This is a genomic window from Candidatus Accumulibacter sp. ACC007, assembly GCF_907163205.1.
Taxonomy (GTDB): Bacteria; Pseudomonadota; Gammaproteobacteria; order Burkholderiales; family Rhodocyclaceae; genus Accumulibacter; species Accumulibacter regalis.
The window spans coordinates 1138846-1152645 of record NZ_CAJQUD010000001.1; the positions used below are offsets into that span (position 1 = coordinate 1138846).

Here is a 13800-nt window from a genome sequence, read left to right on the forward strand (position 1 = left end):
CAAGCGAACAAAGTCTGTTCGCCAGCGCACCTGGCGCGGGTTTCGGCATAAGCATCCCGGAAGCAGGCGCTCAACAAACGGCCTTGCCCAAGAAGAAGCCCCGGCTCGCGGCACTCTTTCATAAACACCACCGGTCGGCGTGTTTCGGCGCCTCTTTTCGAGAGAGACCGCCGAGCTTGCACTTCTGGCGGTTGCGTCACGGGCCGCTTTAGCGTTGGCGGTAGTCATGTCGGTAATCTGCCGCGCAAAGTTCTTGAACTGTTCGAAGCCTTGGAGCCACCCCGCGCTGAGGTTTGCGCCCTCCCGCGCGAGCAGCGCAGGCACTGGCAGAACGTTGCCACCATACACTTGCAAGGTAGCCGATCATGACCATGTCCCTTGCACAGCACATGTGGGCACCGACACCCGCGCAGGCGCCTATGTCGGCGAGCGCACAGAACTTGCCCCCGTTCGATACTAGACTCCCTGCATCGACACCGGCCATCGCCTGTTTGATGACTAGGAGTCGCAGGACGAACCGTAGCTGGCTCGACTATCCGACGTATCAACCATAAGTCAGGAGTTCACGATGAACAAAGATCAAGTCAAGGGCGCAGCGAAAGACCTGGGCGGCAAGCTTCAGGAAGAGGCCGGCAAACTGGTAGGCAGCACTGAGCAACAGGCAAAGGGACTGAAAAACCAGGCTGAAGGCAAAGTGCAGGAACATGTCGGCGACCTGAAAGAGAACCTCAAAGACGCCAGGGACTCGGTCAAGGACGCCTTGAAACCGTAGCCCCGATGGGCATACCTGCCCATCGCTTTGACGAAGCGGCCGCCAATGGCGGCTGTTTCGTTTCCTGTGCTCATAGGCGTGGCGCTATGCTCCCTTCCTCGCAGCGAGTGACATCAGCTTCAACGCATCGCGCATCGTCGGCGGGCACTTCCCCGGCGACGGGCAACGCGTCTTCCGCATCCCTGCTGAACTTCACCTCCTGGCAGCAGCGCCGGAGCAAGGGCACACGCCGGGTGTTTCGAGTACTTCCAGAACGGGTCTGGTGATCTCTTGCGGTCACCAGCCAGCATTCCGGAGCGCCTGAGCGACTTCCATGTCGTGACCTGCGAGCATGGTGGCAACCGCATCCCCACCGCCTACCTCGACCTCTTTCATGGCTGGCAGGCTCGCTTGTCCAGCCATCGCGGCTACGATCCCGGTGCCCTGGTCATGGCGCGCGATCTTGCCGCGGCCCTGCAGGCACCCCTGGTGGTATCGACGGTGAGCCGCATGCTGGTCGATCTGAATCGATCGCTGTCCAGTCCACGGGCGTGGTCGGATGCGACGCGGGCGCTATCGCCGACGAGCAGGCAGGGGATCGTGTCGCGCCATTACGCGCCCTACCGGCAGCGGCTGATGGAGATCGTGGCGGAAGCGGTAGCGGCCGGGCAGCGGGTGATCCACGTTTCCTCGCATAGCTTCACCCCGGTCCTCGACGGCCAGGTCCGCAACGCCGACGTCGGTTTGTTGTATGACCCGGCACGCCCAGGAGAGGTGGCGGTGGCGGCCCGCTGGAAGGCGGCGTTCGCCGAACAGTCGGCTGAACTGCGCGTGCGCCGGAATTATCCGTACCATGGGAAGGACGACGGACTGACCACTGCCATGCGCCGCTGCTTCGATCCCGGCCAGTATGTCGGGATCGAGATTGAACTTAACCAGGCCTTGGTGCTTGCGCAGCCGCGGTTGTGGCGGCACTTGCGGCGCACCGTGGTGACGACGCTCGAGTCGGCACTGCGCTGCCGCGCCGGCTGCGTGACCTGTTCTCCATGAAATCACTGACCACCAGGAGGCGCGAATGAAAATCCGCATTGGCTATGACATCGTCTATGCGTGCGCGCAGCCGACCCCGATGATCCTGATGCTCGACATCCACTACTCGCGGATGAACGAAGCCGTGGTGCCTGCCCACCTGATGACCGATCCCGGGGTACCAGTGGTTGCCTATCGCGACGGCTTCGGAAACTGGTGTAGCCGAATCGTCGCGCCGATCGGCGACATCGGTATCTTTGCCGACGGCGTCGTTCACGATGGGGGACAGGTGGACGACATCGCTACGGAGGCGCAACAGATCGCCCTCCAGGATCTGCCGGAGGAGACACTGGTCTTTCTGCTCGGCAGCCGCTATTGCGAAACCGATCGACTGTCCGACGAGGCATGGCGGCTGTTCGGGCACACGCCGCCCGGCTGGGCACGCGTGCAGGCGATCTGTGATTTTGTGCACCAGCACATCCAGTTCGGCTACCCGTTCGCACGCCCGACCAAGACGGCCTGGGAGACCTACAGCGAGCGCGCCGGCGTTTGCCGCGACTACGCTCATCTGGCGATCACCTTCTGCCGCTGCATGAACATACCGGCCCGCTACTGCACCGGCTATCTGGGCGACATTGGCATCACGCCGGTACCCGGTCCGATGGACTTCTCCGGCTGGTTCGACGTCTATCTCGGCGGCCGCTGGTACACCTTCGACGCGCGCAGCAACGTTCCTCGCATCGGCCGCGTCCTCATGGCCCGCGGCCGCGACGCCGCCGACGTCGCGATGGTCACGACCTTCGGACCGAGCGTCCTCAAGAGCTTTCTCGTGCGCACCGACGAAGTGTCCACGGCCTAGTGGAAGGACGGCGCAGCCATGTCTGGCATCGTATCGTTGACCTGCCCCGTCCGCCGGCAGGGACTGGTCGGTGCAGCACTGCATTCGCGACATTCAAGAGGGGGAAGCGGCAATGACGGGAGCACTGTGGTTCCTGCTGGTGGGCGGGCTGTTGCTCGTCATGGGTCTGACCCCGTCGTTCATCAAGCGTCTACCGGTCACCTCGGCGATCATCTATCTGTCGATTGGCCTGGTCGTCGGGCCGACGCTGCTCAACGCCTTTCACTTCAACCCGCTCCGAGAATCGGCACTGCTGGAAGTGCTGACCGAAGTGGCGGTGCTGATTTCGCTATTCGCCGCCGGCGTCAAGATGCCTGCCCCGATGCGGCTCGATCGCTGGCGCACACCGCTGCTTCTGGCATCGGCATCGATGGCCCTCACGGTGGCCATGGTTGCCGCCTTTGCCCACTTCGTGCTCGAGTTGTCCCTCGGCGCCTCGGTTCTTCTCGGCGCCATCGTGGCGCCAACGGATCCGGTCCTCGCCACCGACGTCCAGATCCGTCATCCCGGCGACCGCGACCGCCTGCGCTTCGATCTCACCTGCGAAGCCGGCATGAACGACGGCAGCGCCTTCCCGTTCGTGATGCTCGGCCTGGGTTTGCTCGGCTTGCACGACCTTGGCGAATTCGGCCTGCGCTGGGCGCTCGTGGATGTCTTGTGGGCGACCGTAGCCGGGATCGCGATCGGCGTTGTCCTCGGTTCCGCTCTCGGCCGGCTTGGCTGGACTCTGCGCAGCAGACGTTTCGACCACGAGCTCATGGACGATTTCCTGGGCCTGGGACTGATCGGCGTCGTTTACGGGGTCAGCGAACTGGTCAATGCTTGGGGCTTCCTTGCCGTGTTCTTCGCGGCCGTCTCGCTTCGACAGACCGAAGTCAGGCTGATCAACGCCCGGGCCGACAACCTGGAAAAAGGGCTTGCCGGGCACGACCCGGTCGCTACGTCAGGGGGCGGCGATCCGGTGGCGACGGTCAGCCAAGGGTCACTGGTCTTCAAGGAGCATCTTGAGCGGATCTCGGAACTGCTGCTGATCCTGCTCGTCGGGGGCTCGCTGTTCCTCGATTCGTGGAGTTGGCGCGCGGTGAGCCTCGCCCTCTTCCTGTTCCTCGTCGCACGCCCGCTCAGCGTGGGCATCGGGCTGCTGGGCTCGCGCACGCCAGCGCGCGTTCGCGGCATGGTGGGCTGGTTCGGGGTGCGTGGGATCGGCTCGCTCTACTATCTCGTGTACGCCATTGAACACGGCCTCCCGGAAGATGTGGCGCTGGAGCTCATCCACATGACCCTGATCGTCATCACGATGTCGATCCTCGTCCACGGCGTCAGCGTCAAGCCCCTGATGAACCGCTTTTGGCGAGCGGGCTGATGGACGCGATCGCTGCCGATATCGCCCCGGGCAGCGAAGAAGGAATGAAAAGTCTGGCGCAATGTACGGCAGCGAACAGTGTTTGTGGAATTTTTCGCCCAAGCTGCACTTTGGATTCGAAGTTCGTGCATGCCTGAATCACTGTTCTGGATTGGCCTATCCGTACCGCTGAATCCCTGTTTTCATTCCCCAAAGGAGTAACACATGCTACCTACCAGCCCGAACCTGACCGCCACCGCCGAGATCAACACCAATGCCTTCATGACTTTGTCGAAGCTGGCATTTTCCAACCTTGAACGTCTGGCTACCCTGAACCTGAATGCGACTCGCGCTGCATTGGAGGGCGGTACCGCCGCCGTCGGCTCCTTGAGCCAGAGCAAAGACGTGAAGAATCCGTCGAAGCTACTGGGCGGTGCGGCCGAGACAGCGAGCAACAACGCCACCGAATACCTCAAGGGCGTGCAGGCGATAGCCGCCGAAACGCAGAAAGAGGTGACCAACCTCGTCAGTTCCTACTTCTCTCCCCATGGCGAGGGTGGAAACCCCAGCGCGGGCTGGCTCAAGGGCTTCGAACAGTTCAAGGGCTTTGCGCAGCAGATTACCGACATGACTGCCGCCAACGCTAAGGTGGCCCGTGACGCAAGCGCCCGAATCGCAAGCTCGGCGGCCTCGCTTTCAAAGAAAGACGCCTAAGCACGCAGACCGTGGTGTTGATGAAGAACCCCGCCATGCCGGGGTTTTTTTTTGGCCAAAGCCGTTCGTGGGGCGCCTGCTTCCGGGATGCGTGTGCCGAAACCTCTCGGGTGCGCTGGCGCACAGACCTGGTTCGCTTGCCAGCCCATGCTGCAAGTAGCCAGGTATCCCGCGAACCGACAATACCGGTGTCGGCGCCGGGGTGAAACCGGCGTCCACAAGCCGACATAAATCTGGTGCGAGCAAGGCCGGAGCTGTGGTCTGGAACGTTGGTTAGAGAGCGCCAAGAGAGGGCCGCCCGGCCCGTGGGCAAAGGCGGTCGGTGCAGGGGCTGGCCGAGGACGGTTTCTGAATCAGGCGTCGTGCTGCTCGCGCATCCGGTAGGACGATCCTTCGATGACCAGTGTCTCGGCATGATGCAGCAGGCGGTCGAGCAAGGCGGCAGTGAGGGTGCTGTCGTTGTTGAAGATCTCCGGCCATTGTTTGTACGCTTTATTCGACGTGATGATTGTCGAACCGCGCTCATAGCGCTGACTGATCACCTGGAAGAGGCCATCGGCGCCAAACTTGTCAATCGGCAGATAGCCCAATTCGTCGACGCAGAGGATGGCGGGTTTGAGCAGCCTGGTCATCTCGCGTTTGACCCCGCCGGTGGCCTGGGCGGCGGCCAGCGCATTGACGATGTCGACGGCGGTGGTGAACAGCGTCGTCAGGCCCTGCAGGCAGGCCGCATGAGCGAGGGCTATGGCCAGATGAGTCTTGCCGACGCCGACCGCGCCGAGCAGAATCACGTTGCCATGCGGCGGCACGAAATCGAGGCGGAACAGATGCTGGATTTGCGGCCGATTGATCTTCTTCGGCCACGACCAGTCGAAGCCGTCCAGCGTCTTGATGCCGGGCAAGCGCGCGGCCTTAATGCGGCGGGCAATCAGCGCCTCATCGCGGCGAGCGACCTCGCCGGCCACCAGGCCTTCGAGAAAGCGGCCATGAGACCACGACTCACGGGCCGCCTGAGCCATCAAGCCCGGCGCGTGCTGAACGAAATACGGCAGCTGCAAACGACCCAGATGCTTCGCGAGAAGCGCCTCAGACATGGTCATGATCACCTCCTACCTCGTCTTGCGGATTGTTTCCCGTGCGGATGCCAGAATAAGCGGACAAGTCCGGTGGTGGCAGTTCAAGCTCCAGCAGATCCTGCCGGCGGATAAGGTGTAGCGGGCTCGGCTCGGGCAACTGGCGGCGACGTGCGTCAATCAGATGGGCGATGTATTCGCTGCTGAAGGCCTCAAAGGTCAGGGCATCGGTCATCGCCCGCACGACCGCGTCGTCACCGTGGATCTCGGCCAGTGCCACGATCTTGCGCACATGCGCTATCGCATTCCCCCGGCGATCGAGCAAGCCGGCGTGATATTTCTCTGCCAGTGGCGTCAAACCCAGGAAGCGCTTGAGTACCAACGCATCGCGGGCATGCCGACGTTGAGCGATCAAGGTCTTCGGGTGATCGGGGTCCTCGATGTCCTGATGGCGTTCGAAGGAACGCCCATGGCGGGCGACCAATTCGCCGTCGTGATAGACACAGACGCGATCCGGATAGACCTTCATCGTCACCGGTCGGCCCGCCAGGCGGGCGGGGACGGAATAGCGATTGCTCTCGAGCGTGACCCGGAACTGTCGGTTGGCACGAACGGTCAGGACGCGGCCGACATCGAACAGCCGGGGATTGACCGGCTGCAGATGAGCGCGTTCCTCGACCCAGAGGTCTTCCGGCCGGCGTTGTGTTTCGCGATGCAGGCGGACGTTGGCAACCGTCTCCAGCCACAGCCTGACGGCCGGATTGAGCGCGCTGAAGTTTGGCAGCTCCAGGCCGGCCAGGAAATTGGTTTTGACATAAGCGACGCCCCTTTCCGCGCGTCCCTTCTCATTCCCTTTTCTCGGCGCACAGGCGACGATTTCGAAGCCGTAATGGCGGGCGAAGTCGAGATAGCGGGGATTGAACTGCACCGGCTCGCCACGCACATGGCGCAAGACCGCACTGCGCAGATTAGGGTTTAGGTCGTTTCGTGTGGAACGGGCAAGAATGGGGCGAAGGGCGAGGCGGGCAAATGAGTGAGCTTTCCAGCGATGAGGTAGGCCATGGCGATGAAGTTTTCGACGCGGCGATAGCCGCGTGCCCTTGCGCGCGCCTCCTGGAGCGCTCGATTCATCGCTTCGACACGGCCATTGTGTTTGCCGGGGTGAAAACCGTTGAGTACGCCAGGAAGGTGCTTGCTGATCGTCCGTCCGAGGCGCTTGAACGGTTCGAGTCGGCAGCGGCTGGCCCAACTGAGCCAGCGCTTGAGCAGGGGCTTGGCCTCGTCAGGTGTCGTGGCGGTGGCGTAGATGGAGCGCAGCGCCTGCTTGATCCGCCAGGCCCGTGCGGTCTTGAGGTTCGAGCGCTGCAACCAGTACATGGTGTCGGTTTGCTTGACGGTCCAGTCGGCGGGTTTCTTGTGCAGGCCCCAGCGGGTGCCTTTGAGTTCGGGCGCGGTCTTGACCTCGGCGCGTCGCACCTCGTCCAGCGCCGTGCTGCTCAGAGCGACCACGTGGAAGCGGTCGAAACAGACCTCGGCTGCTGGAAAGTGCTCGGCGGCGCCGGCCTGGAACGAGCCGCTCATGTCCATGCTGACATGGGTGATCGCGGTGGGCTGGCCACCATGCTCGGTAAGGTCGCTGGCGAACTTTCCGAGCGTGGCCTTGTCTCGGCCCGGCGTGGCAAACAGCAGACGCTGCGCGTCGAGGTCATAAAAAACAGAGATATACGTCTGGCCGCGTTTACTGGCGGTCTCATCGACGCCGATCGCGCGAACCCTGGCATGACTTTCCTGGGCGCGCGCCCGGCCCACATGATGATTGATCACGCGCCACAGTCTGCGACTGCGCACGCGCAGCAGTCGGCCAGCTGCCAAGACCGACATGGTCGGCGCCAGCATCAACGTCAAGGCCTCGAACAGCAGCGTGAAGCGGCTCCCTTCACGCGCCCAGGGAACAGGAATCTGCGTGACCTTGCCGCAACCGGCACAGGCCACTCGCGGCACCTCGGCATGCAGGTGGGCTTCGTACTGAAAGAAATCCATATGGCGCCAGGAACGCGCCAAGCGGTCATGCAGCGGCTGCGCCGCCGCACCGCAAGCCGGGCAAGCATGAATGGCTGCGCCAAATCGGACCTGGAAATCGATCCGTCCGGACTCTGGCTTGAAGATGACCTCAGCTACCTGCCAAGGAGCAACGAGACCCAGAGCCTGGGTGAACAGCGTTTCAATCATGAGGAACCGGTCGCGAGAGGAAAGACCGCCATTGTCCTCCATGCCGAGGGCGGCAGACTGCCTTCCTCGGCCCGGAGCAAGCGTAAGCAAGCGGGCAGCGATGTAAAGGGTTCGGCTGCGCCCGGACTGCGTCCGCCCTTGACATCACCGCTCCCTCAAAACGCGAAACCCATCGCCGGTTCCACACGAAACGACATAGAGCCGCAGATTATCGACCATGACCTTGCGCGGCACCCCCAGGGCAGCAAAGGCGTTGATGTGTGCCGCCAGGAAGTGCTCCATCGTTTGCGAGAGCGCAAACTCGACGTACAGCTTCCGGCTCCAGGCCAGCACCATGACGAAGAACGAAAGGCGGCGGCGGGTGTTGCCCACGGCGATGGTGCCGTATTCCCCCCAGTCGACCTGGGCGACTTCCCCGGGGGCGAAGGCCAGGGTCAGGAAGGCTTCGCGCCGGGGTGGGCGGATCTTGTGGACGTAGTCCTTGACGATGCTGATGCCGCCCTCGTAGCCAGCATCCCGCAGGCGTTGAAACACCTGCTGGGCGGTGAGCGGATGCGCATCGAGCCAGCCGACGATGCGCCCCTTGTAGGGATCGAGCTTGCTGGCCCGCGGCACGCGCGCCCGCGGGGCGTACGGGCGGTCGATCCAGTGGCGGACGGTCTTGACGTCCAGGTCCAGGCTAGCGGCAAGTTGGGGGGCCGTCAGATGACTGGCCACCCCCTCGTGAATGGCGCACCACGTGGCATAGTCGATCATGGCCGGCTCTCCAGAACAGCGCGCAGCCGCGCCAGACGCGTGCCGACCGGCACACACTCGGGCACGCTCAGGACCTGGTACAACGGTGCGTCGTAGGCGATCAGGTCGAGGGCGATCAAGTCCCGGCGGGCGCGGGCCAGGCGAACGGCGTCCATCTGCAGTCGTCGGCAGAGGCTGGCCTCGCTGTAGTAGGAAAGACCGCAGGCGTCGGCGACAGTGACCAGAAACAGGTACAGCGCCCAGGCGCAGACGTCAGCCTTCTCGATGTAGTGTTCCCGCACCAGCCGATGATCGAGCCAGCTGAAATGCGCGGGCACCTGCCGCTGACGTTGCGGATTCAATAGCCGCTTGGTCGGACTGTTCATGCGGGCCTCCTCGAATGTCCTGTCCCAGTTGTAGCAGCCGGGTCAGGGCCGAGGCGATGTCATCTTGTAACGTACTGCCCCAGATATGGGCGATTAAGCCAATCAGAACAGTAGGTTGGGCGTTCAAGAAATCTTGTAACGGTGGCGCCAGTTCGATCGTGGGAGCGTTACAAGATTTCTTCGCTGGGCGCACGGCCTCTGCTGGCAGGGGCGCCGAGGCGTCAGGCTCGAACATTAAGGTTTCTTGTATCGCGGACTCGGCAAGCGGCGCACGCTTGCCGCGGCTGTATCCAGGGTGCTCCTGTCGCCAGGCCTGGACCCGCGCCACGGCTTCCGGTCCGCGGTGATAGTCGAGGTTCTTGGCGAGCCATTTCGCCTGGCTGGCCCGCTTGCTCGCTGCCTTGCACGCCGCGGACCCGCAATAACGCTGATGCCGCGCGTTACGCCTGTCCGGCACAAACGCCTGACCGCAATTCACGCAGGGGTCCTGCTTCTCTCTGTCCATCTCGCGTCCCCTCCTGCCTCATCACAGGACGGGCTACTACACGATCTGGAAATAAAACCAAAGAAGACCCAAACAGCGAAGAAAAACCAGCTCTATATCAAGCGCTCGAAGAACATCCACCCCAAGAACATCCAGCTTCGCGCCGGCTGACGGCGACCAGTTTCAGCTTGGCCGCGACAATACCGGCGAAAGCCAGGCGTCTGAACACGCTTGATGACGGCGCACCAAGGAGAGTGAAGTGACGGAAAACTACCCAAAGATCCTGCCATGGGTTGCCAGCAAGGCGGGGGTTCGTGGCGCCAAGGCGGAGATCTTGTGGATGGAGGCCCTGCGCGATGCCAGCGACAGGTGCTCCGTACGCGAATCCTCCGAATACTGGAAGGTGGCCGTTGATCACCTGCTCGCATCCTTGGCGTTTCATGCGCGCGCCGCTCCGACGCCGCACCTGGAGTACGACCCGACGACCCCGGCCAGCTGCCGAACGGTGGCGCGCGACACAGTTGCCGCGCGCGCTGATTGGCGTTGTTTCAGAAAACGGACAATAAAGCACGCTAAACCGTTTGCATAGGCCGTAGCGGCCTGAACTTGCCTTGGCTGATCTTGGCGCCGCTGTCGACGAAGTTCGAGACAGGCGGCAACGCCAAGACGCTGGCACTGATCACGCAGATATCGTTAGCGGCACTACACCTTCCTCAGTAATGGCAAGGTGATCGACCTGGATGCGCTCGTCGCCGGACGGGAGTTGGGGTAAGGGAAGTTGCTGGGCTGCGGGCTGGCGGGAGCGCCGCAGTTAGCCGGCGCCCTAACCCGACGATGCCACACGCTCGTTCAGGCAATGTTCCATCGGCTGAAGACCCAGGCAGGACGGGCGCGCGACGCCCTACACAAGCAGGCGGACGAGCCGGTGTTCGGAAACATCGACGCGGTGATGGGCTTTCGTCGCTTCTTTTTACGCGGGTTGAAGAGGGTCAGCGGCGAGTGGACGCTGGTTTTCATGGCGAGAAATTTCAAGCGCCTGGCCGTATTGGCCCACAGCCGGGAGGATAAGGGGGACCCTCGGAAAAGCCGGAGAATCAGGCAAAACCGGCTTTTTCCCACAGGGTGAAACACGCCAGCTTTGCCGACGTTCAGTCCGGCCGGCTGCTAGAGCTGCGACTTGAAGTACTTGAATGAATGAACGAAGGCGTCGCGAATCTTCTCCATTTCCGCAACCATGCCGTCCCAGGAGTCTTCGCCGGCAGCCTTCAGTTCTTCGAGCTTGCTGAGGGCCAGCTGGGACTGGTGGCGCAGCTTGCCCATTTCCTCCGCGTACTTCTCGCGCGCATCGGCCTTCGCTTCCTTCGCTTTGGCTTCCAGCTCGCTCATCTTCGTATTCGCTTCATCGAGTTGAAGTTTCATCTTCTCGATGTAGTCGTCTCTCTTTGACATGGCAATAATTCCTGTGATTGAAAAGCGTGAAAGGATTTGGCGTGAAGGCGGTCAGGCAAGCTGTGAATCGCCCCGATTCGTGCGTGCTGACGCACTTGAGCGCCATGGTCAGCTTAATCGGAAAGGAACAGGGACTCTGTGCGCTGGCGTACAGACCGGGGCGAGGCGTGGCGTCTGATCCTGACCCGGGTCGCCCCAGAAAACGGATCGCAAAGTAGGCCACGGCAGGTTTTTCGTTCCCGGCGGTGGGCGTGACTGGCCATCATTGGCATCCGTCACTTGATCCGCATGTCGTTCTCGACGGAGCTTACGCCGCCGACGGCGCGTGTTAGCTGTTTCACGATTTCTTCTCCAGATCGAGGTTGAACAGGGCTTCCCGTACGCCGCACAGGCTAGCGTGGTACACCAGCAGCAGCGTGCTTGCGCCGACGACGGCCAGGAGCAGGCTGTAGAGCTTTAATCCCCCACCGCTGGCCATCCCGAAGCTATTGAAGAGCCAGCCGCCAACGACTGCGCCGACAACACCGAGAACGATGTCCATGACGGCGCCCCGCCCGCTTCCGCCAACTATCCTGTTGGCGACGAGCGCGGCGATGAGTCCAAGTCCGGCCCATAGTAGTAACGACATGATTGCCTCCTGTATCTGCAGCTGTCGGGCTCACCATTTCCGGAGTCCAGCGACGCGGCCCAACAGTCGCTGAAGCATCACCACACCGGTTCGCACGCCTGTCAGCGGCATGCGCCCCTATCGGATCAGGCGAGCGGTCTACGGTCGCTAATCCTTGTTGCGCTCTTCAAAGCGCTTGATCTGCGCCTCGGCCTCGTCTTTGGTTGTGCCGTAGGTCTCCTGAATCCTGCCCGCGAGCTCGATGCGCTTGCCGGCAATCAATTCCAGCTGCTCTTCGGTAAGGCTGCGCCACTGCGCTTTTACCTTGCCCTTGTACTGCTTCCAGTTCCCTTCGACGATATTCCAGTTCACATCAAGCTCCTTGTGTCCGTGACCCGAACAGGCAAACGGCCGATCGGGCAACCTGCGTCGCCGCCGGTTTTTCGCCCCCGGGGCCCCGCACACCGCGACCAGCGGGAAGGGACACAGAGTGCCGAGCGCACGCAGCGGTGGACGGATTTCCTGGCAACGCCAGCCAAGACGGCAAGTCTGGACGCATGGCCCGGTGCAGTCCGTACGCTGGCGTACCTTGAGCCGAACTCGGCTATCGTCGACGACCGCCATGTTCCGCTTGTGGGGGGGCAGGAACCCGGCGTGGCCCGCCACGGGCCAGCGCGTCGCCTGTCAGGTGACTAGATCATGCGGCCTTGCGGCGACCGCGCTGGCACCATTATTCCTCGGCCCAACGGAAATCTACCGTTTTGAGCGCTGTCGCGTCGACGGCAACGGAGCGCTCGATCGCCTTGCCGGCGTAACTGGCGACCACCCGATATTCGCCTGCCGGCAGTTTCGCCAGGAACCACGGTCCGTCGGAGATGGCCTCCACAAGCGTCTTGCCCCTCGCGTCAGCGACGGTCACCCGCACATTGCTCAGATATGCCCCGGAGGTCATGGCGAATACCAGCTTCAGGTTGAATTCACTGACGCGTTCCCTGAGCCTCTGGAGCGACTCGTCGCCGACACCGCCCGACACATAGGACAAACCACCCGCCTGGTGGACAATGGGTCCGTCATCGGCTCCGACATCGGTCACGAATGACGCAAAGGTCATCGCAGCGATCAGCAGGCCGGGGACGAGAAAGTTGTTCTTCATGATGGAACTCCTATTGACGGGCCGAGGCCCTGATGTGCAGCCCAGGAGGAAGCCTGCGCAGCGTTGCCGCTGACAGTCGGCCTGGCCGAATCCGATTGAGTGCCATCCTATGGGGAAGAAACCCCTGTCGTCTGTTCGCTAGCACACGGAAAACCGAGGAAGCTCCAACGCAGGAAGATCGACTTTCACGCCGCGTGGCGGCGACCAGCTTCAGCTTGGCCGCGACAGCCCAAGGCCGGAGGCCGCGCGGGTACCGCCGTGGCGCTAAGCGTTCCGCGGGCGGGGGCGTTGCTGGTGATGAGCACCAAAGGCGCCTTGCGGGCACGATTGCTAGCCCGAGCGGGAAAGAGCGGGAGATGGCGGCAGCGTGGCGCGCACGACGCACTGCTGTGTACGCCAACGTACAGAGCGTGTGGACCGGGAAGAGTAGCTTGGAAAGCGGTGAACTCGAGTCGACCTGTCTGTGCGATTCGGTCACTTAACCCCTTCCGGAGGAAAGTACATGAACAGCATCATTTACCTCGTCGGTCTCGTCGTCATCGTCCTCTTCGTCCTGTCGTTTTTCGGGCTTCGATAGAGGGTCAAGGAGTTCGCCGGAGCTTGCACAATCCGAGCCCGTGGCGGGACGCGGACGCCAACCCAGGAAGCTGTGCATGGGGTGGGCTTGCTCGCAAGCCCACCGTTATCCTGCCTGGCGACGGCTGATGAAGACTGAAGCGATCAGCAGCGCCGGGCAAGCCGATCACGGCGCTGACATCGGGAAGCGCCGGCATCGTCGTCGACGCGAAGCATCGATGTCGGGGCATTGCTCATGGCCCGCGCCGTGAGGACTCGATGTCATTGCGTGTGCAAGCGGCGCTGGCAAACCTCGGCCGCCCGGCCCTCACGCCAACCCGGGAAAGGGACATCACGATACGTTTGGTGGCGCAACGACAGGTCGCGCGCGTTTG

The 13800-nt window shown here is 62.6% G+C and carries 15 protein-coding genes and 1 pseudogene; 7 read left to right on the forward strand and 9 right to left on the reverse strand.

Annotated features, from left to right (window positions below; all coding sequences use genetic code 11):
* Nucleotides 1-568 precede the first annotated feature (568 nt).
* The 5 genes from QZ634_RS04855 to QZ634_RS04875 all read left to right on the forward strand — a co-directional run bounded on the left by QZ634_RS04855 (nucleotide 569) and on the right by QZ634_RS04875 (nucleotide 4734).
* Nucleotides 569-772, forward strand: a complete 204-nt coding sequence (locus tag QZ634_RS04855) for a CsbD family protein (protein WP_291986049.1) — start codon at nucleotides 569-571, stop codon at nucleotides 770-772.
* Between the two features lie 270 nt (nucleotides 773-1042).
* Nucleotides 1043-1801 (forward strand): N-formylglutamate amidohydrolase, encoded by a 759-nt coding sequence (locus QZ634_RS04860; RefSeq protein WP_291986051.1) that lies wholly within the window; start codon nucleotides 1043-1045, stop codon nucleotides 1799-1801.
* A gap of 25 nt (nucleotides 1802-1826) precedes the next feature.
* Nucleotides 1827-2639, forward strand: a complete 813-nt coding sequence (locus QZ634_RS04865; protein ID WP_291986053.1) for a transglutaminase family protein — start codon at nucleotides 1827-1829, stop codon at nucleotides 2637-2639.
* A 112-nt stretch (nucleotides 2640-2751) separates the two neighbouring features.
* Nucleotides 2752-4041 (forward strand): cation:proton antiporter, encoded by a 1290-nt coding sequence (locus QZ634_RS04870; protein ID WP_291986055.1) that lies wholly within the window; start codon nucleotides 2752-2754, stop codon nucleotides 4039-4041.
* Between the two features lie 204 nt (nucleotides 4042-4245).
* Nucleotides 4246-4734 carry a phasin family protein gene (locus QZ634_RS04875; RefSeq protein ID WP_291986057.1) on the forward strand — a complete coding sequence of 163 codons (489 nt, stop codon included), beginning with the start codon at nucleotides 4246-4248 and terminating at the stop codon, nucleotides 4732-4734.
* A gap of 353 nt (nucleotides 4735-5087) precedes the next feature.
* Here QZ634_RS04875 and istB read toward each other — a convergent pair whose 3' ends face one another.
* The 5 genes from istB to QZ634_RS04900 all read right to left on the reverse strand — a co-directional run bounded on the left by istB (nucleotide 5088) and on the right by QZ634_RS04900 (nucleotide 9157).
* Nucleotides 5088-5834, reverse strand: coding sequence for an IS21-like element helper ATPase IstB (istB, locus tag QZ634_RS04880; protein ID WP_291986059.1), 747 nt, complete (start codon nucleotides 5832-5834; stop codon nucleotides 5088-5090).
* Nucleotides 5821-6735 carry a hypothetical protein gene (locus QZ634_RS04885; protein WP_291986061.1) on the reverse strand — a complete coding sequence of 305 codons (915 nt, stop codon included), beginning with the start codon at nucleotides 6733-6735 and terminating at the stop codon, nucleotides 5821-5823. The genes istB and QZ634_RS04885 overlap by 14 nt, the downstream gene beginning before the upstream one ends.
* Nucleotides 6736-6782: 47 nt before the next feature.
* Entirely contained in the window at nucleotides 6783-8078 is a 1296-nt protein-coding gene (locus QZ634_RS04890) for an ISL3 family transposase (protein ID WP_291985253.1), read from the reverse strand.
* Nucleotides 8079-8180: 102 nt separating this feature from the next.
* Complete coding sequence (locus QZ634_RS04895; protein WP_291986063.1) at nucleotides 8181-8792, reverse strand: hypothetical protein; 612 nt, start codon at nucleotides 8790-8792, stop codon at nucleotides 8181-8183.
* Entirely contained in the window at nucleotides 8789-9157 is a 369-nt protein-coding gene (locus QZ634_RS04900) for a hypothetical protein (protein ID WP_291985704.1), read from the reverse strand. Before QZ634_RS04900 ends, QZ634_RS04895 begins: the two co-directional genes overlap by 4 nt.
* 244 nt (nucleotides 9158-9401) lie before the next feature.
* Here QZ634_RS04900 and QZ634_RS04905 point away from each other — a divergent pair, with 244 nt between their 5' ends.
* Together QZ634_RS04905 and QZ634_RS04910 are read left to right on the forward strand one after the other, a co-directional pair.
* Nucleotides 9402-9812, forward strand: a complete 411-nt coding sequence (locus tag QZ634_RS04905) for a hypothetical protein (RefSeq protein ID WP_291985706.1) — start codon at nucleotides 9402-9404, stop codon at nucleotides 9810-9812.
* 665 nt (nucleotides 9813-10477) lie between these two features.
* Nucleotides 10478-10689, forward strand: a pseudogene (locus QZ634_RS04910) (transposase); the annotation flags it as partial.
* A gap of 116 nt (nucleotides 10690-10805) precedes the next feature.
* On the opposite strand, the gene QZ634_RS04915 reads toward QZ634_RS04910, so the two are convergent.
* The 4 genes from QZ634_RS04915 to QZ634_RS04930 form a co-directional block, all read right to left on the reverse strand.
* On the reverse strand, nucleotides 10806-11090 hold the full coding sequence (locus QZ634_RS04915; RefSeq protein WP_291986065.1) for a hypothetical protein: 285 nt from the start codon (nucleotides 11088-11090) through the stop codon (nucleotides 10806-10808).
* Between the two features lie 337 nt (nucleotides 11091-11427).
* Complete coding sequence (locus QZ634_RS04920; RefSeq protein WP_043564347.1) at nucleotides 11428-11718, reverse strand: GlsB/YeaQ/YmgE family stress response membrane protein; 291 nt, start codon at nucleotides 11716-11718, stop codon at nucleotides 11428-11430.
* 147 nt (nucleotides 11719-11865) lie between these two features.
* A complete protein-coding gene (locus tag QZ634_RS04925; protein WP_043564345.1) occupies nucleotides 11866-12069 on the reverse strand; it encodes a CsbD family protein in 204 nt (67 codons plus the stop codon).
* 358 nt (nucleotides 12070-12427) lie between these two features.
* Nucleotides 12428-12850: a carboxypeptidase-like regulatory domain-containing protein gene (locus QZ634_RS04930; RefSeq protein ID WP_291986067.1), complete on the reverse strand. Its 423-nt coding sequence runs from the start codon at nucleotides 12848-12850 to the stop codon at nucleotides 12428-12430.
* Nucleotides 12851-13800 lie beyond the last annotated feature (950 nt).

Excerpts from the sequence above, each read along its gene's own strand:
- istB (WP_291986059.1), bottom strand. The coding sequence starts at position 5,834 with ATGACCATGTCTGAGGCGCTTCTCGCGAAGCATCTGGGTCGTTTGCAG.
- QZ634_RS04895 (WP_291986063.1), bottom strand. The coding sequence starts at position 8,792 with ATGATCGACTATGCCACGTGGTGCGCCATTCACGAGGGGGTGGCCAGT.
- QZ634_RS04875 (WP_291986057.1), top strand. The coding sequence starts at position 4,246 with ATGCTACCTACCAGCCCGAACCTGACCGCCACCGCCGAGATCAACACC.
- QZ634_RS04865 (WP_291986053.1), top strand. The coding sequence starts at position 1,827 with ATGAAAATCCGCATTGGCTATGACATCGTCTATGCGTGCGCGCAGCCG.
- QZ634_RS04930 (WP_291986067.1), bottom strand. The coding sequence starts at position 12,850 with ATGAAGAACAACTTTCTCGTCCCCGGCCTGCTGATCGCTGCGATGACC.
- QZ634_RS04920 (WP_043564347.1), bottom strand. The coding sequence starts at position 11,718 with ATGTCGTTACTACTATGGGCCGGACTTGGACTCATCGCCGCGCTCGTC.
- QZ634_RS04900 (WP_291985704.1), bottom strand. The coding sequence starts at position 9,157 with ATGAACAGTCCGACCAAGCGGCTATTGAATCCGCAACGTCAGCGGCAG.
- QZ634_RS04890 (WP_291985253.1), bottom strand. The coding sequence starts at position 8,078 with ATGGAGGACAATGGCGGTCTTTCCTCTCGCGACCGGTTCCTCATGATT.
- QZ634_RS04915 (WP_291986065.1), bottom strand. The coding sequence starts at position 11,090 with ATGTCAAAGAGAGACGACTACATCGAGAAGATGAAACTTCAACTCGAT.
- QZ634_RS04855 (WP_291986049.1), top strand. The coding sequence starts at position 569 with ATGAACAAAGATCAAGTCAAGGGCGCAGCGAAAGACCTGGGCGGCAAG.
- QZ634_RS04870 (WP_291986055.1), top strand. The coding sequence starts at position 2,752 with ATGACGGGAGCACTGTGGTTCCTGCTGGTGGGCGGGCTGTTGCTCGTC.